At 72.7% G+C, this 17,477-nt stretch carries 14 protein-coding genes; 3 read left to right on the forward strand and 11 right to left on the reverse strand.

Annotated features, from left to right (window positions below; translation table 11 throughout):
• Positions 1-121: 121 nt before the first annotated feature.
• Positions 122-1,291, reverse strand: a complete 1,170-nt coding sequence (locus ACWDCZ_RS25785) for an amidohydrolase family protein (RefSeq protein WP_387819632.1) — start codon at positions 1,289-1,291, stop codon at positions 122-124.
• A gap of 311 nt (positions 1,292-1,602) precedes the next feature.
• On the opposite strand from ACWDCZ_RS25785, the gene ACWDCZ_RS25790 reads away from it, so the two are divergent.
• A complete protein-coding gene (locus tag ACWDCZ_RS25790; protein ID WP_049649537.1) occupies positions 1,603-2,382 on the forward strand; it encodes a VOC family protein in 780 nt (259 codons plus the stop codon).
• Between the two features lie 83 nt (positions 2,383-2,465).
• Here the strand turns inward: ACWDCZ_RS25790 and ACWDCZ_RS25795 are convergent, their stop codons facing one another.
• The 3 genes from ACWDCZ_RS25795 to ACWDCZ_RS25805 all read right to left on the reverse strand — a co-directional run bounded on the left by ACWDCZ_RS25795 (position 2,466) and on the right by ACWDCZ_RS25805 (position 6,847).
• Entirely contained in the window at positions 2,466-3,044 is a 579-nt protein-coding gene (locus ACWDCZ_RS25795; protein WP_074000919.1) for a dienelactone hydrolase family protein, read from the reverse strand.
• Positions 3,045-3,167: 123 nt separating this feature from the next.
• The gene (locus ACWDCZ_RS25800; protein ID WP_049649556.1) at positions 3,168-4,007 is read right to left on the reverse strand and encodes an ABC transporter permease; all 840 of its coding nucleotides are present in this window, start codon (positions 4,005-4,007) and stop codon (positions 3,168-3,170) included.
• Between the two features lie 65 nt (positions 4,008-4,072).
• Positions 4,073-6,847 (reverse strand): alpha/beta fold hydrolase, encoded by a 2,775-nt coding sequence (locus ACWDCZ_RS25805; protein WP_449817080.1) that lies wholly within the window; start codon positions 6,845-6,847, stop codon positions 4,073-4,075.
• A 133-nt stretch (positions 6,848-6,980) separates the two neighbouring features.
• Between ACWDCZ_RS25805 and ACWDCZ_RS25810 the strand changes: the two genes are divergently transcribed.
• Positions 6,981-8,000, forward strand: coding sequence for a mechanosensitive ion channel family protein (locus ACWDCZ_RS25810; RefSeq protein WP_049649534.1), 1,020 nt, complete (start codon positions 6,981-6,983; stop codon positions 7,998-8,000).
• Between the two features lie 91 nt (positions 8,001-8,091).
• Here the strand turns inward: ACWDCZ_RS25810 and ACWDCZ_RS25815 are convergent, their stop codons facing one another.
• The 4 genes from ACWDCZ_RS25815 to ACWDCZ_RS25830 form a co-directional block, all read right to left on the reverse strand.
• The gene (locus ACWDCZ_RS25815; RefSeq protein WP_049649533.1) at positions 8,092-8,571 is read right to left on the reverse strand and encodes a GNAT family N-acetyltransferase; all 480 of its coding nucleotides are present in this window, start codon (positions 8,569-8,571) and stop codon (positions 8,092-8,094) included.
• Position 8,572: 1 nt separating this feature from the next.
• Positions 8,573-9,511: an RluA family pseudouridine synthase gene (locus ACWDCZ_RS25820; RefSeq protein WP_049649532.1), complete on the reverse strand. Its 939-nt coding sequence runs from the start codon at positions 9,509-9,511 to the stop codon at positions 8,573-8,575.
• Between the two features lie 53 nt (positions 9,512-9,564).
• Positions 9,565-10,149: a signal peptidase II gene (gene lspA / locus ACWDCZ_RS25825; protein WP_449817081.1), complete on the reverse strand. Its 585-nt coding sequence runs from the start codon at positions 10,147-10,149 to the stop codon at positions 9,565-9,567.
• Between the two features lie 241 nt (positions 10,150-10,390).
• On the reverse strand, positions 10,391-10,855 hold the full coding sequence (locus ACWDCZ_RS25830; RefSeq protein ID WP_234348203.1) for a TraR/DksA family transcriptional regulator: 465 nt from the start codon (positions 10,853-10,855) through the stop codon (positions 10,391-10,393).
• Positions 10,856-11,553: 698 nt separating this feature from the next.
• On the opposite strand from ACWDCZ_RS25830, the gene ileS reads away from it, so the two are divergent.
• Positions 11,554-14,685 (forward strand): isoleucine--tRNA ligase, encoded by a 3,132-nt coding sequence (gene ileS, locus ACWDCZ_RS25835; RefSeq protein ID WP_049649530.1) that lies wholly within the window; start codon positions 11,554-11,556, stop codon positions 14,683-14,685.
• A gap of 219 nt (positions 14,686-14,904) precedes the next feature.
• Here ileS and ACWDCZ_RS25840 read toward each other — a convergent pair whose 3' ends face one another.
• From ACWDCZ_RS25840 to ACWDCZ_RS25850, 3 genes are all read right to left on the reverse strand, one after another.
• Complete coding sequence (locus ACWDCZ_RS25840; protein WP_117487433.1) at positions 14,905-16,257, reverse strand: DivIVA domain-containing protein; 1,353 nt, start codon at positions 16,255-16,257, stop codon at positions 14,905-14,907.
• A gap of 59 nt (positions 16,258-16,316) precedes the next feature.
• Complete coding sequence (locus ACWDCZ_RS25845; RefSeq protein WP_030060143.1) at positions 16,317-16,598, reverse strand: YggT family protein; 282 nt, start codon at positions 16,596-16,598, stop codon at positions 16,317-16,319.
• A 99-nt stretch (positions 16,599-16,697) separates the two neighbouring features.
• Positions 16,698-17,315: a cell division protein SepF gene (locus ACWDCZ_RS25850; RefSeq protein WP_049649528.1), complete on the reverse strand. Its 618-nt coding sequence runs from the start codon at positions 17,313-17,315 to the stop codon at positions 16,698-16,700.
• Between the last annotated feature and the right edge of the window lie 162 nt (positions 17,316-17,477).

The following is a 17,477-nucleotide window of genomic DNA, read 5'->3' on the forward strand; positions in this document are numbered from 1 at the left end:
CCCCGGCTCGCTTTCACCCACCCGTCCGCACCCCCCCCCCCCCCGCCCGCCGGGGCGGGGCCCCCTCGCGCCCCCCGGCGCGCGGGGCCACGTCAACGGCCGACCGCCGTCCGCGAGTTGCTCAGTCCTCGTCGACCACGCCGGCGGGCTGCCCGGGCGGGCTCGGGTACGTCGCGTCCTTGCCGACCGGCTTGGCGCCGGACGGGCAGACCTTGGGCGCCTTGGCCTTCAGGCCCAGCAGCCGGAAGTAGTTCTGGCCGAGCGCGATGTCCCGGAAGGCCTCGTCCCCGAGCGCGCGGTTGATCCGGCTGGTGACTTCCAACTCCTGCTCGTACACCGCGTAGTCCTTGTTCCGCGCCGCCACGAAGTCCGTCCCCGTGATCGCCCGGGTCGGGTGGCGGTCGAGGAAGGACGCGTACTTCTGCCGTACGCCGGGCAGGCTGAAGTACTGGTCCTCCAGCACCCGCCAGCTCAGGTCCACGGTCAGGTTGGGGTGCTGGTCGAGCAGCCGCTCCAGGATGCGGATGTGCTCGTCCGGGTCCATGTGGGAGAGCTCCTTCGAGAGGCCCATGTGCGCCCAGACGATCTTGTTGTCGGGGTACTGCGCGAGGATCTCCTCCATCAGGTGCAGGTACTTCGTCGGCTCGACGTCGTTGCCGAGGTCGGAGTGGAAGGTGACGGGGAGCCCCCGCTCGCGGAACACCTTCATGAACGGCGCCCAGTTCGGGATGTCCTCGCTGGTGGCCGGCTCGGCGAGGTTCGGGAACAGCGCCTGCTTGACGACGTTGACCTCGCCGGCCCAGCGGAACATCCCCGGGTACTCGCGGTCCAGCAGCTCGATCCCGGGCGGGACGGTCTCGGGGTGGTGCAGGTCCATGAACGTCATGGAGAGCGTGAGGTCCGGGTCGGTCGGCCGGAACTCGCGCAGGCTCTCGGCGTTGGCGAAATCGTTGCGCATCCTCGGCCGTACGGGCGTGCCGGGACAGTCGAGGTAGTACACGCAGTCGGAGTCGGCGGGCAGCACCTGCCCGATGCCGAACATGTTCGCGTAGCGGACCCCGCTCTTGCGCAGGTAGTCGGTCATCTCCTCGAAGGGGATCGCCGGTCCGCCGAAGGGCCGGAAGTGCAGGTGGCTGTCGACCACCGAGGTGTACGGCTCGACGGACCGCTCGAAGCAGGCCCGGGCCGCGAAGGCCTCTCCGGCCCCGGCCGGGGAGAGGACGACCGCCGTCGCGGTCGCGCCGACGACGGCGGCGGTGAACCGTCGACTGGTCCAGTGGCTCTTTCTCAAGGGGTTGCCTCCGGTGGCGAGCGGCCGGCGCCCGACGCGCCGGCACAGGGGCTGGTGGTGCCACACAGAAGCGTCAGTGCTCGAACCATCGGCCGGTGCCGCCGCACACGGTGTCGACCCGACCGCCGCTCGAACGGGCGCACCGGTACGGCCATCGGGGTCGACCCCGCCCGGGCCGCCGCCCGGGCCCTCACCCCTGCCCTCGCCCGAGGCCTCGACCGAGCCGGCGGCCGGGGCGGTGTCTCGAGTGGCGAACCACGGTGCACGAGGAGATGGTGACCGGCAGGGACCCCTCACCAGAAAGGGCGATCATGCCCGAAGTCACCACCCCGTACGCGACCGGCACCCCGTGTTGGGTCGACCTGATGGCCAAGGACCAGCAGGCCGCACTGGACTTCTACCGCGACCTCCTCGGCTGGCAGGGGCAGGCCGGCCCGGCCGAGTTCGGCGGCTACGCCGTCTGCACGCTCGACGGCAAGGCCGCGGCCGGCATCGGCCCGGCGTCGGCCCCCGAGGGGATGCCGGAGCCGCCCACCGTCTGGACCAGCTACCTGGCCAGCACCGACGCCCAGGCCACCCAGGACGCGATCGTCGCCGCCGGCGGCACCCTGCTCGTCCCGGTCATGGACGTCGGCGACCTGGGCCGGATGCTGATCGCCGCCGACCCGCAGGGCGCGGTCTTCGGCGTCTGGCAGCCGGGCGAGTTCTTCGGCGCCCAGGTCGTCAACGAGCCCGGCGCGCTGACCTGGAACGAACTGCACACCAGCGACATCCCGGCTGCCACCGGCTTCTACGGCGAGGCGTTCGGCATCGAGATCGAGCCGATGCCGGGCGTGGACTCGTACTGGGTGCTGCAGGTCGGCGGCAAGGCGGTGGGCGGCGCCACCCTGCTCGCCAACGACCCGCCCGGCACCCCGGCCCACTGGCTGACCTACTTCGCGGTCGACGACGTCGACTCCACCGTGGACGCCCTGGTCAAGCGCAACGGCACCGTCCTCGCCCCGCCCTTCGACATGATGGCCGGCCGGATGACGGTCGTCGCCGACCCGCAGGGCGCCCCCTTCGCCATGATCAAGCCCACGCCGGCCTGACCCCGCCCGCCTCCGCCCCGCCCGCCCGGATCCCCGTCCGGGCGGGCGGTTCCGTGCTCCGCCCCTCCGTCGGCCGTCAGCCGTCAGCCGTCCAGCTCCGCCAGGAAGTCCAGCGAGGCCGCCCAGGCCCGCTCGGCCGCGTCCTCGTCGTAGTCCGGCAGCGACGGGTCGGTGAACAGGTGCCCGGCGCCCCGGTAGCGGTGCACCTCCACCTCCGCCCCGGCCCGGCGCATCCGCAGGTACCAGGCGTTCAGCCAGTCCTCCGGCTCGAACGGGTCCGGCTCCGCGATGTGCAGCTGCACCGGGATCTCGGTGACCGCGTCCTCCCGCAGGTCGGAGGTGCCGTGCAGGAGCAGCAGCCCGCGCGCCTTGTCGTCGGCCAGCGCCAGGTTCTGCGCCACCGCGCCGCCGAGCGAGAAGCCGGCGTACACCAGCCCGCCGTCGGACACCGGCGCGGCCGCCGTCACCGCCCGGCGCAGCAGCTCGTCGCGGCCGCCGAGCTCCTCCTGGAACTCCTGCGCCTCCTCGACGGACTCGAAGGTCCGCCCGTCGAACAGGTCCGGCGTGTGCACGGTGTGCCCGGCGGCGCGCAGCCGCTCGGCGGCGGCGTGCACGGCGGGGCGCAGCCCGTAGGCGGAGTGGAAGAGGACGATCTGGGCCACGGTTCGGGTCCTTCACCAGGGAGGTCAGCTACCCACCCATGATCCCGCATCCCCCGCCGAACCCCGCGCCCCCGCCTCCGGCCCCACGTCCGCCCCCGCCTCCGGCCCCAGCCCCACGCCCGGCTACGACACCACGTCCTTGCGCGCGAACCCCCGGAACGCCAGCGCCAGCAGCACCACCGCGTACGAGAGCGACAGCGAGACGCCCTGCACCATGCCGCCCCACTCCAGCTGCGGCTGCAGGGCGTCCGCCCAGGAGTACTGCCAGTGCGCCGGCAGCCACTCCCGCAGGTCGCCGAGCGCGGTGACGGCGTCCAGCACCCCGGTGATGATCGACGCGAACACCGCGCCGCCGACGGCGCCCAGCGGCGCGTCCGTCGCCGTGGAGAGCCAGAACGCCAGCGCCGCGATCACGATCTCGCTGAGGAACACGAAGGCCACCGCGATGGCGATCCGGGGCAGCGCCTGCCCGGCCGGCAGGCTGACCCCGGCGGGCAGCTTGAGGTCCCCCCAGCCGTACGCCGCGGTGCCGACGACCAGCCCGATCGCGGGCAGCATCACCACCGCCACCGCCGAGAACCCCAGCCCGACGGCGAACTTGCGGGCCAGCAGCCGGGCCCGGGGCACCGGCGCGGCCAGCAGGTAGCGCAGCGAGGACCAGCTGGCCTCGGAGGCGACGGTGTCCCCGCAGAACAGCGCGACCGGGATGACCAGCATGAAGCCGGTGCCGACGAACAGCATGGTGACGGCGAAGTTGGCCCCCGAGGCGGTGGCCAGCTCGATGAAGGTGGTCCGGTCCGGCCGGCCCGGGGTGCCGCCGAGCTGGAACGCGGCCAGGATGACGAACGGCATGGCGGCCAGCACCCCGCCGATCACCATCGTGCGGCGCCGGCGCAGCTGCCGCACCGCCTCCACCCGCAGCGGCAGCGTCCGGCCCGCCCGGTACCCCTCGGCGTGGTCCATCGACCCGATGCGGTCCTCCGGCCCGACCCGGCCCTCCGGCTCCGTGTGGTCCTTCGTCACGGCACTCACGCTCCACCTCCGATCAACGACAGGAACGCGTCCTCCAGCCGCCGCTGCGGCCCGGCGCTCTCCACCGGCACCTCCAGCCGCACCAGTTCGGCCAGCAGCTCGCTGGCCGCCAGTCCGTCCAGCCGCACCAGCAGTCCGCCCTCGACGGCCTCCGCCGAGCCGACCCCGGCCAGCGCGGCCACCTTGTCGGCCACCGAGGCCGGGTCGTACGGCTCGGCGATGCCGATCATCAGCAGCTCGCCGGCGCCCACGATGTCCGCGACCGGGCCGGCCGTGACCAGCCGCCCGCGGTCCATCACCACCAGGTCCGTGCAGCTCTGCTCGACCTCGGACAGCAGGTGGCTCGACACGATCACGGTCCGCCCGCCGGCCGCGTACCGGATCATCACCTCGCGCATCTCCCGGATCTGCGGCGGGTCCAGCCCGTTGGTCGGCTCGTCCAGGATCAGCAGGTCCGGCATCCCGAGCATCGCCTGCGCGATCGCCAGCCGCTGCCGCATGCCCTGCGAGTACGTCCGCACCGCGCGGTCCAGCGCCTCGCCGAGCCCGGCGATGGCCAGCGCCTCGTCGAAGCGCGCGTCGGCCTCCGGCCGTCCGGTCGCCTGCCAGTACAGCCGCAGGTTGGCCCGCCCGGTGAGGTGCGGCAGGAAGCCCGCGCCCTCCACGAACGCCCCGACCCGCGACAGCACCGGCGCGCCGGGCCGCACCAGGTGCCCGAAGATCCTGATCTCCCCGGCGTCCGGCCGGATCAGTCCCATCAGCATCCGCAGCGTGGTGGTCTTGCCGGCGCCGTTCGGCCCGAGCAGTCCGAGCACCTGCCCCCGCTCCACCCGGAAGCCCAGCTCCCGTACGGCGTAGCGGTCCTGGGCGCCCTTGTAGCGCTTGCTCAGCCCGCTGATCAGCAGCGGCACGGCGGCCAGCTCCGGGTCGAAGCCGGGCCCGGCGGCGGCCCGCCGGCGCCGCAGCCGCGGTGCCAGCAGCAGGGCCGCGGCCGCCAGGACGGCGATCACCGGCAGCAGCCAGGTCCGCGCGGGCAGCGGCGCCGCCTCGGTGACCAGCTCCTCGACGGTGGGCACGGTGAGCGCCCCGGCCGGCGCCACCCGGTAGGTGGCCGGCTCGACCGGCGAGGCGTACGCGAGGTCGGTGCTCGCCAGCACCAGCCGCACCCGGTGCCCGGCCGGGAAGGTGTGGTCCACGGTCGGCAGCGCCACCGTGACGGTCTGCCCGGCGTCCGCGCCGGTGACCCGCAGCGGGGCGGCCAGCTGCTGCGGCAGCACCGCCTTGCCGTCCGGGCCGACGTCGTACAGCTTCGCGAACAGCACCGCGTCCGGCCGGTCGGCCGTCACCCGCACCGGGACGGTCGGCTGCCCGGTCAGGTGCAGCGGCGAGTCCAGCGGCGCCGAGTCGAAGGCGGCGTTCTGGCCGGGGAAGTCCAGCGAGAGCCCGGCGCCCAGCGAGGCGGCCTGGCTGAGCGCGCCGACGCCGGGCAGCGTCGAGATGCCGGGCGGCGCGCCGCCGGGCGGGTTGGCGAGGGTCTGCTCGCTACCGGCCAGTTCGACGGTCCGCGAGCCGGTCCCGCCCAGGCCCGGGTACCGGTCGGCGGTGGCCCCGCGCAGCACGGCCTGGAAGCCGGTCGAGTCGACCCCGCCGGTGCGGGTGACCCGGAAGTCGGCGCCGGTGTCGTTGCCGCGGCCCTTCAAGTAGTGGTCGAACCAGGCGGTGACCCGGTCGTCGACCCGGGCGCTGGTGTCCGTCCCGCCGTCGTGGCCGCCGGCGAACCAGTCGACCGCCACGGGTGCGCCGTTGGCGGCCACCGCCTTGGCGATCCGGTCGCCCTGGTCCAGCGGGAACAGCGAGTCCTGCTGCCCCTGCACCACCAGCGTCGGCGCCTTGAGCTGCGCCGCCACCGAGGACGGGCTGGAGCGGTCCAGCAGCGCGACGGCCTCCGGGTCGGCGTGCCCGGCGGTGGCGACCCGGTCGTACATCTGGCAGAGCGACTCCAGGAACCGCCCGCAGCCGACCGGCCCGTCCGCCTTCGGCCCGGGGCCGCCGCTCTCCCGCGGCGCCTCCCCGGAGGGCCCGAGGTCCCCGGCCGAGCCGGTGGTGAAGAAGATCCCGGCCCACAGCTTCTTGAACACGCCGTCCGCCGCGCCCGAGCCCTGCACGCCCTGCGGGAACAGCGCGTCGGCCAGGTTCCACCAGGTGATCTGGGTGGCCACCGCGTCGATCCGGTGGTCGTACGCGGAGGCCAGCAGCGAGACCGCCCCGCCGTACGAGGCGCCGGTGATGCCGACCTTCGGGTCGCCGGGCCCGTCCAGCTGCACCTCGGGCCGCTGGGCCAGCCAGTCCACCAGGTGCTTGACGTCCTCGACCTCGCGGTCGGGCGCGTTCAGGCCGATCTTCCCGCCCGAGTGCCCGAAGCCGCGCGCCGACCAGGTCAGCACCGCGTACCCCTGCCGGGCCAGCTGCTCGGCGCGCTGCCGCTCGCCCTCCTTGGAGCCGCCGAAGCCGTGGGCGAGCAGCACCGCCGGGCGCGGACCGCCGCCGGTGGTGAAGAAGGAGGTGTCCAGCTGGACCTGCTGGGCGCTGCCGGGCGTCTCCGGCATGCTGAGGAAACGGTCCTCCTGACGGACCGCCTGCTCACCGCCGGACGCCACCGTCGCGGTGCCGGCCGCGGCCACGGCCGCCAGGGCCACCGCCCCGGCCAGCAGCCTGTGTCTGACCGTTGTTCCCCGGGCGCGCCAGCGACGCCATGCCCCACCGAACTCCATGGCCGCTGATCGTATCCGCCGTCCGGGTAGGCGTCCGATAAAGGCACCCCCTGGAAGCACCGCCCGGGGTGTCACCCGAGCCCCGCGCCGTTACGTCCGCTTCGCCCCACTGTGCCCGGGTATCGTACGGCGCATGCTCCGGCCGCTGCTCTCGCTGCTCGCCACCGTCGCCGCCACCCTGGCGATCGGCTGGATCGTCGACCAGGCCCTCCAGCGGATCGCCGCCCGCCAACCGTCGGCACCGGTCTGGCCGCTCCTGCGCCGCTGCCGGATCCCGCTCCAGCTCGCCGTCGTGTCGGCCCTGCTGCTCGCCGCCAAGCCGCTCCAACGGATCTTCCACCTGAAGCACGACGACGGCGCCCAGCACCTGCTCCTGCTGCTCCTGCTCGCCTCGCTGGGCTGGCTCACCGTCCGCGTGGTGGCCGCCGTCCTGGAGGCCCTGCTCAGCCGGTACGAGAGCCGCGTCGACGACCCGGCCCGGGTCCAGCGGGTGCGCACCCAGATCAGCATGCTGCGCCGGGCGGCCGACGCGCTGATCGTCGTGGTCACGGTGGCCGTGATGCTGCTGACCTTCTCCGCCATGCGCACCATCGGCGCCAGCCTGCTCGCCTCGGCGGGCATCATCGGCATCGTGGCCGGCATCGCCGCCCAGAGCACCCTGGGCAACTTCTTCGCCGGCCTCCAGATCGCCTTCGGCGACACCGTCCGGATCGGCGACACCGTCGTGGTGGACGGGCAACAGGGCACCGTCGAGGAGATCACCCTCAGCTACCTGGTGGTCCGGCTCTGGGACTACCGCCGGCTGATCGTCCCGGTCTCGTACTTCGTCAACAAGCCCTTCGAGAACTGGACCCGCCGCGACCCCGGCCTGCTCGCCGCCGTCCTGCTCCACCTCGACCACACCACCCGGGTGGACGAGCTGCGCACCACCCTGCGCGCCCGCCTCGACCGGCACCCGCTCTGGGACGGCGGCGAGTGGGCCCTCGACGTCACCGACACCACGCCCAGCACCATCGTCGTCCGCGCCACCATGACCGCCCGCACCCCCGACGACGCCGCCCGGCTCCGCTTCGACATCCGCGAGCAGCTCATCGCCCACCTGCGCGACGAGCACCCCCACGCGCTCCCCCGCCTCCGCACCACCGACACCTGACCGGCGCCCGGCCCCGCCGGCGAAGCCCCGAAAAGCGGAGTTCCCCGCGCCCCGGACAGGGGCGCGGGGAACCGCGCGATCAGAGCGGGTCCTACAGCACCCGTGTCATCGTCCGGTGCGGTATCCCGGCGTCGTCGTACACCGGCCCCTCGGCCACGTACCCCAGCCGCTCGTAGAACCCGAGCGCCTGCACCTGCGCGTGCAGCTCGACCTCCACGCCCCCGCGCTCGGCCCCCGCGGCCTCGACGGCCCGGACGAGCTCCGCGCCCAGCCCCGTCCCCCGGGCCGCCGCGACGACCGCGAGCCGCCCGAGCAGCACGCGCCCCTCGACGCCCCCGGTGAGCCCGCGCGCCTGCTCGCCGAAGATCAGCCGCGCCGTCCCCAGCGCGGCCCCGTCGGCCCCGACGGCCAGCAGGTGCACCGAGGTCGCGTCGTACTCGTCGTACTCCAGCTCCTCGGGCACGTTCTGCTCGACGACGAAGACCTCGCGCCGGACGGCCCGCGCCAGCTCCAGGTCCGCCTCCCCGTCGACGACCCGGACGGTGACGGCCGGCACCTCGGCGGCCGTCATCTCAGCTCTCCGCCGCGATGATGTCCAGCGCCTTCTTCAGGTCCTCCGGGTACTCGCTGGAGAACTCGACCCACTGCCCGTCCGCCGGGTGCTCGAAGCCGAGCGACACCGCGTGCAGCCACTGCCGGGTCAGCCCCAGACGCTTGGCCAGCGTGGGGTCGGCGCCGTACGTGAGGTCGCCCACGCAGGGGTGCCGCAGCGCGGACATGTGGACGCGGATCTGGTGGGTGCGCCCGGTCTCCAGCTTGATCGCCAGCAGCGACGCGGCCCGGTACGCCTCGATCAGGTCGTAGTGGGTGATCGACGCCTTGCCGTCGCGGGTGACGGCCCACTTCCAGTCCGAGCTGGGGTGCCGCCCGATCGGCGCGTCCACCGTCCCGCTCATCGGGTCCGGGTGGCCCTGCACCAGCGTGTGGTAGCGCTTCTCGGTGATCCGGTCGTGGAACTGCCGCTTGAGGTCGGTGTACGCGCGCTCGGACTTGGCGACGACCATCAGCCCGGAGGTGCCGACGTCCAGCCGGTGCACGATGCCCTGGCGCTCGGCGGCGCCCGAGGTGGAGATCCGGTACCCGGCCGCGGCCAGTCCGCCGATCACGGTGGGGCCGGTCCAGCCCGGGCTGGGGTGCGCGGCGACGCCGACCGGCTTGTCGATCAGGACGATGTCCTCGTCGTCGTGCACGATGCGCATGCCCTCGACGGGCTCGGCGACGATCCGCACCGGCGCGGCCGGGGCGGGGATCTCGACCTCCAGCCAGGAGCCGGCGGTCACCCGGTCCGACTTGCCGGCCACGGCGCCGTCGATCATCACCTTGCCGTCGGCGGCCAGCTCGGCGGCCTTGGTCCGGGAGAAGCCGAACATCCGGGCCAGGGCGGCGTCGAGGCGCTCGCCCTCCAGGCCGTCGGGAACGGGGAGGCTGCGGATCTGCGCTGCGGTACTCACCCGTACGAGTATGCCGGAACCGCGGCCCTCCCCCGCCCGCCGGCGGTCCGGCGCTACTTCTCGCCCTGCTCCGGCTTCCCGGCCTTCCCGGCCTTCTCGACCTCCTGGTGGACGGTCCCGTCCGGGTTGCTGCCCCGGAAGGAGAGCAGGACCACCAGGATTCCGCCGCAGACGATCGCCGAGTCCGCGAGGTTGAAGACCGCGAAGTACTGGACGGAGACGAAGTCCACCACGTGGCCGCGGAAGACCCCGGGCGCGCGGAACAGCCGGTCGGTGAGGTTGCCGAGCGCCCCGCCGAGCAGCAGCCCGAGCGCGATCGCCCAGGGCAGGCTGTACAGCTTCCGGGCGATCCGCCAGATCACCACGATGACGGAGGAGGCGATCACCGTGAAGACGACGGTCAGCGCCTGCCCCATCCCGAAGGCCGCGCCCGAGTTCCGGATCACCTGGAGGGTGAGCACGTCCCCGATCACCTTGATCGCCGGGTGGTTCTCCAGCCGGGCGACCACCAGCAGCTTGCTGCCGAGGTCGATCAGGAGGGCGAGCACCGCGACGACCAGCAGCACGCCGATCCGCCGCGGACCCTTGGGCTTCCCGTCCGTCGTGGTGTCCGCGGACGCCCCGGTCGGCTCGGCCACGGGCACCTCCACGGCATCGGCGGGGGTCGGGACGGCGTCGTCCCGGGTCTGGGGGGAACCTTGCGTGCTGATGATCCGCTCCGCTGCCGGTGGAGCTCCCCCGGTCCGCAGGAGGGGGAGGGTGGTGGGCCGGTGATGGCCTGCCCGCGTTCACGAACGCGTCAGGCGGCATCCTTCAGGCGACGTTACGGGGTCGAGCGTACGGCAAGCCCGACCCCTCGCGTCCCTCCGGCCGCCCTGGTCAGCGGCGTTCCTGCTTGGCCTTGCACTGCACACAGAGCGTCGCCCGGGGGAAGGCCTGCATCCGGGCCTTGCCGATGGCCTGCCCGCAGGACTCGCAGGTGCCGAAGCCGACGCCCTCCAGCCGCTCCAGCGCGCGCTCGGTCTGCGCCAGGCTGTCGCGCGCGTTGTTGGCCAGCGCCAGTTCGCTCTCCCGCGAGATGTTCTTCGTACCGGCGTCCACCTGGTCGTCGCCGGCTCCGTCGTTGGAGTCGCGCATCAGGCCGGAGATGGCCGCCTCGGCGGCGTCGATCTCGCTGCGGAGCCGGTCCAGCTCGCTGATCAGCTCGTCGTGCAGCTCGTGGACCTCCTCGGTGGTCCACGGGTCCTCGCCCGGCCGGACCGGCAGCGTGGCCGGGTCCACGGACTCGGCGCCGCGCGGCGCGGTGACGGTGTCGGTGCCGTTCTTCGGTGCGGTAGTGGTCACGGTCCCCTCCCCTGGGTCGACCGCCACGGCCTTGCGTGCCCGCTTGGTGGCGGTACCCGCGCCGGTTCCCTTCTCAGCCATGGCTTTCGACCCCATCTACGAACGAATCGAGCCGCCGGTTCCCGGCGGCTTCCAGTGCCGGAACGATAATCCCGATCAAAACCGGTCACAACATGACATACCGACGCCTCATAACGTTCCCACCCAGGCAGCCGCCCCAACCGTCACGCCCCGTGCGCTCATGGATTTGTGCCCAGATCGACTCCGGCTAACCTCCGCCGCCGCACGCCCCCGGAGTGCTCCCGAAGCGCTCCCGGAGCATGGCCGGAGCACTCCCGGGGCGCCCGCCGGCGCGCCCGCGGACCGCCCGCCGGGAAACGCTTTGGACAAACCGACTCGCCCGGCCGATACACTGGGCCTGCAAGGCGCAGATGGGACGAGTACCGACGTACGCAGCCACCAGCGACCCGGGGACGGTGCGAGCCCGGGGGTGTGCACGGCGGGAAGATCACCCCGGAGCCGCCGGAAGAACGGCCGCCGCGATGCCGCAGCGGCCCACTAGACCCGGCAGCAAGCCCAAACAAGAGGGCCGCGAACAGCAGTACCGCGGCCAAGGAGGGTGGTACCGCGGGGCGGCCTGGTCCGTCTCGTCCCTCCGGAGGATCCAGTCCCAGCATCCGCCGGAGGTAGACGCCGCGATGGCCAGCACCTACAACCCCGTCCCCGCGCAGGTGGATCTGCCTGCCCTGGAGCACCAGATCCTGTCGTTCTGGCAGGACAACAAGATCTTCCAGCGCAGCCTGGAGCAGTCCGAGGGCCGCCCCGAGTGGGTGTTCTACGAGGGCCCGCCGACCGCCAACGGCATGCCCGGCGCCCACCACATCGAGGCCCGCGTCTTCAAGGACGTCTTCCCGCGCTTCCGGACCATGAAGGGCTACCACGTCGCCCGCAAGGCCGGCTGGGACTGCCACGGCCTGCCGGTCGAGCTCGCCGTCGAGAAGGAGCTGGGCTTCTCCGGCAAGCAGGACATCGAGGCGTACGGCATCGCCGAGTTCAACGCCAGGTGCCGTGAGTCGGTCACCCGCCACACCGACGCCTTCACCGAGCTGACCACCCGCATGGGGTACTGGGTCGACCTCGACGAGGCCTACCGGACGATGGACCCGTCGTACGTCCAGTCCGTCTGGTGGTCGCTGCGGCAGATCTTCGACAAGGGCCTGCTGGTCCAGGACCACCGCGTCGCCCCCTGGTGCCCGCGCTGCGGCACCGGCCTCTCGGACCACGAGCTGGCCCAGGGCTACGAGACCGTGGTCGACCCCTCGGTCTTCGTCCGCTTCCCGCTGACCAGCGGCCCGCTGGCCGACCGGGCCGCCCTGCTGGTCTGGACCACCACCCCGTGGACCCTGGTCTCCAACACCGCCGCCGCCGTCCACCCGGAGGTCACCTACGTGGTGGCCACCGACGGGAACGAGCGGCTCGTCGTCGCCGAGCCGCTGCTCGCCAAGGCGCTCGGCGAGGGCTGGGAGACCACCGGCGAGTCCTTCACCGGCGCCGAGATGGAGCGCTGGGCCTACCGCCGCCCCTTCGACCTGGTCGAGATCGAGAACGCCCACTACGTCGTCACCGCCGAGTACGTCACCACCGAGGACGGCACCGGCATCGTCCACCAGTCCCCCGCCTTCGGCGCGGACGACCTCGCGACCTGCCGCCGGTACGGCCTGCCGGTGGTCAACCCGGTGCTCGGCGACGGCACCTTCGCCCCCGAGGTCCCGCTGGTCGGCGGCCAGTTCTTCAAGAAGGCCGACGAGGACCTGGTCGCGGACCTCAAGGAGCGCGGCCTGCTCTTCCGCCACCTGCCGTACGAGCACAGCTACCCGCACTGCTGGCGCTGCCACACCGCACTGCTCTACTACGCGCAGCCGTCCTGGTACATCCGGACCACCGCCGTCAAGGACGCGATGATCCGTGAGAACGAGGCCACCAACTGGTTCCCGGACACGGTCAAGCACGGCCGCTTCGGCGACTGGCTGAACAACAACATCGACTGGGCGCTCAGCCGCAACCGCTACTGGGGCACCCCGCTGCCGATCTGGCGCTGCGAGGAGGGCCACCTCACCTGCGTCGGCTCGCTGGCCGAGCTGTCCGAGCTCACCGGCACCGACCAGAGCGGCCTCGACCCGCACCGCCCGTACATCGACGCGGTGACCTTCGACTGCCGCGACTGCGGCGGCACCGCCACCCGCGTGCCCGAGGTCATCGACGCCTGGTACGACTCGGGCTCGATGCCCTTCGCCCAGTACGGCTACCCGTACCAGAACAAGGAGCTGTTCGAGAAGCGCTACCCGGCGCAGTTCATCTCCGAGGCGATCGACCAGACCCGCGGCTGGTTCTACACGCTGATGGCGATCGGCACCCTGGTGTTCGACAAGAACAGCTACGAGAACGTCGTCTGCCTGGGCCACATCCTCGCCGAGGACGGCCGCAAGATGTCCAAGCACCTGGGCAACATCCTCCAGCCGATCCCGCTGATGGACCAGCACGGCGCCGACGCCGTCCGCTGGTTCATGGCGGCCGGCGGCTCGCCCTGGTCGGCCCGGCGGGTCGGCCACGGCACCATCCAGGAGGTGGTCCGCAAGACCCTCCTCACCTACTGGAACACCGTCGCCTTCCAGGCCCTGTACGCCCGCACCTCGAACTGGGCGCCCTCGGCGAGCGACCCGGCCCCGGCCGACCGCCCGCAGCTGGACCGCTGGGTGCTCTCCGAGCTGAACACCCTGGTCCGCGAGGTCGACGCGGCCTACGAGGCGTACGACACCCAGCGCGCCGGCAAGCTGCTGTCCGGCTTCGTCGACGACCTGTCCAACTGGTACGTCCGCCGCGGCCGCCGCCGCTTCTGGCAGGGCGACGCCGCCGCGCTCGCCACGCTGCACGAGGCGCTGGAGACGGTCACCCGTCTGATGGCCCCGCTCACCCCGTTCATCACCGAGCGGGTCTGGCAGGACCTGGTCGTCCCGGTCGCCCCGGAGGCCCCGGCCTCGGTGCACCTGGCCACCTGGCCGGAGGCCGACGAGTCGCTGATCGACACCGAGCTCTCCCGGCACATGGCGCTGGTCCGCCGCCTGGTCGAGCTGGGCCGGGCCACCCGCGCCGAGTCCGGCGTGAAGACCCGTCAGCCGCTGTCCCGCGCGCTGGTCGCCGCCCAGGGCTGGGAGGAGCTGCCGGCCGACCTGCGCGCGCAGATCGCCGAGGAGCTCAACGTCTCCACCCTGGAGTCGCTGGCGGAGGTCGGCGGCTCGCTGGTCGACACCAGCGCCAAGGCCAACTTCCGCGCGCTGGGCAAGCGCTTCGGCAAGGGCGTGCAGGACGTCGCCAAGGCGGTCGCCGCCACCGACGCCGCCCGCCTGGCCGCCGAACTGCGCGCCACCGGCGAGACCTCGGTCGAGCTGGACGGCGAGACGGTCGCCCTCTCCCCGGACGAGGTGATCATCACCGAGACCCCGCGCGAGGGCTGGGCCGTCGCCAACGAGTCCGGCGCCACCGTCGCCCTCGACCTGGCCATCACCCCGGAGCTCAAGCGGCTCGGCATCGCCCGCGACGCCATCCGCCAGATCCAGGAGGCCCGCAAGAACTCCGGCCTGGACGTCGCCGACCGCATCGTCCTGCGCTGGCGCGCCGCCTCGGAGGAGACCGCCGAGGCGATCGCCGAGCACGGTCCCCTCGTCGCCGAGGAGGTCCTCGCCACCGACTTCGCCGCCGGTGCCGCCGACTGGGAGTCCGAGACCTTCGCCGACGAGTCGCTCGGCCTGGCCTTCCAGCTCCGCAAGGCCTGACCGCCCGACAACGAAGCCGCCGTCACCCCGGGGTGACGGCGGCTTCGCCGTACCCGCCCAAGCCCCGCAGCCACCCCGGCTCCCGCACGCCCCCGCCCGGTTCCCCACGCCCCCGGCCGCAGCGCTTCCCCTCCCCGCACGCCCCCCCACACAGAAGAGCGCCCCCTCCCCGACCCGTGGGTCGGAAAGGGGGCGCTCTCGGAAGGCGCTGCTACAACCTCAGTTGTCGCCGTCCTCGTCGATCAGGAAGCCCCGCATCGGCGCCGGAGCCTGCTGCATCGGCTGCGGCGGCTGCGGACGGACGGCCGCCATCGGCTGGGTCATCCCGGCCGGCTGCATCTGCGGAGCACCGCTGTTGCCACCGGTCGACTGGCCGCCGAAGCTCGGCGCCGAGGAGTTGCCACCGAAGGAGCTGTTCCCGCCGAAGGACGGCGAGTTGCCCCCGAAGGACGGCTGGCCGCCACCGAAGCTCGGCGCACCGCCGCTCATCGCGCCGGCACCGGCCGGAGCCATCGACGAGGCCGCCGGCGGCAGCGACGCGGTGGCGGGGATCCGCGGCGGGGCGAGCGAGTCGTCGGCCTGCGACTCCAGCTGACGCAGCTGGGTCTCCAGGTACGACTTCAGACGGGTGCGGTACTCACGCTCGAACGCCCGCAGGTCCTCGACCTTGCGCTCCAGCGTGGCCCGCGCCGACTCCAGCGAGCCCATCGCGACGCGGTGCTTCTCCTGCGCGTCCCGCTCCAGCGCGTCGGCCTTCGCACGGGCGTCGCGCTCCAGGCCCTCGGCCCGGCTGCGCGCCTCGCCGACGATCTTGTTGGCCTCGGAGCGGGCCTCGGAGATCGCCTGGTCGGCGGTCTGCTGAGCGAGCGCCAGCACGCGGGCCGCGCTGTCGCCACCGGGGCCCTGCTGCTGCATCGGGGCGCCCATCGGCTGCATCTGCTGCTGCTGCGGGCCGCCCATGGGGCCGCCCATCGGCTGCATCTGCTGCTGGCCCATGCCCTGGCCCATCGGGTTGCCCATCTGCTGCGGGCCACCGGGACCGCCCATGGGCTGGAGCATCTGACCGCCCATCGGCTGGACCAGCTGCTGCTGGCCGCCCATGGTCTGGTTCATCTGCTGCTGCTGCGGGCCGCCGGCAGCGGGAAGCTGCGGGGCGGATCCGGCGGGCAGGCCGAGGGGCTGGTTGCCCATCTGCTGCTGCGGGCCGCCGGGGCCCATCTGCTGCGGACCACCCGGACCCATCTGCTGCGGACCACCGGGGCCCATCTGCTGCGGGCCGCCCGGACCCTGCTGGCCGGGGACCGGCGGACCGGATATGGCGGCCGGCACCGGAGCGCCGCCCTGTCGGGGCGCGTCCTGCTGCGGCTCCTTGCGCAGGTTGGCCTGGTTCTGCGCGGCGGCACGAGTCGCCGCGGCCAGCTTGGCGCGCAGGTCCTCGTTCTCCCGGAGGAGGCGGGTCAGCTCCGCCTCGACCTCGTCGAGGAAGGCATCGACCTCGTCCTCGTCATAGCCTTCACGCAGGCGGACGGTCGTGAACTGCTTGTTCCGAACGTCCTCGGGGGTCAATGGCATCTCTTCACCTCAACGTGATCGTCGGCACACCGGCATCCTGTCGCATCGCTCACCTACGACTAGGGGTGCACAAGCGAGATCAGGACATACACAATGATCATCAGTACGAAGAAGGACAGGTCGAGCGCCACGCCCCCGAAACGCAACGGCGGAATGAGCCGCCGAAGAAGCTTGAGCGGCGGATCCGTGACAGTGTACGTGGCCTCCAGGACCAGGACCATGGCCTTGCCGGGCCGCCACGAACGCGCGAACTGGAAGACCCAGTCCATGACCAGTCGTACGAGCAGGAACACCAGGAAGACGGTCAGGGCGTAGTAGAGCACCGCCCACACGATGTCCATCGCGTTTCCCTCTCCCCGGTCCCGATCCCTCGGGCCTGCCGCTCGTCACCTGTCGCTAAACCACTGTTGATCAGATCCACACGTAAAGTCGTGGCCGGGTCAGCTCTGGTTGAAGAACCCACCCTCGGCGATCCGAGCCTTGTCCTCCGCCGTGACATCGACGTTAGCAGGCGACAGCAGGAACACCTTCTGTGTCACGCGCTCGATACTGCCGTGCAGACCGAAGACGAGTCCAGCGGCGAAGTCTACGAGGCGCTTCGCGTCGGTGTCGTCCATCTCCGTCAGATTCATGATCACGGGGGTGCCGCCGCGGAACTGTTCCCCGATGGTACGGGCCTCGTTGTAGGTCCGGGGGTGCAGCGTGGTGATGCGGTAGGGCTCTCGTTCGTTCACGACCTTGGGCATGATCACCGGTGCGCTCTTCTCCAGGTTGTGGCGACGTTCGGGTGTGATGGACGACACGGGGGCCATCCTCGGAGTCTCCTGTCGGATCGGCACCGCCGCGGGCACCGGCTGCGGGGCGATCGAGGAGACCGGAGCGGGCGCGGCGGCCACCGGAGCCGGGGCCGGCCGGGGGATGTCCTCGGTCCGCTGGCCCGTCCGGATCGGCTCGGGGTCCGCGTCGTAGTCGTCGTCGGGGTCGTACCCCTGGCCGTCGTACGTCTCGTCCTCCACGAGGCCGAGGTAGACCGCCATCTTGCGCATTGCGCCGGCCATGCTCCTGTCTCCTCCGCTCATAGCCACCTCGCTGACGCTCGGTGGCGGGCTTCGCGATGCGCGCACCTTCTGATGGTCGCTCGCTCCGCTCGCTCCGTCAGGACCGGCTCCGTCCCGGCAACCCGGGCACATGACGGCCCTGCCTGCGGATTCCGCGGCCCC

This window comes from Kitasatospora sp. NPDC001225 (assembly GCF_053597855.1).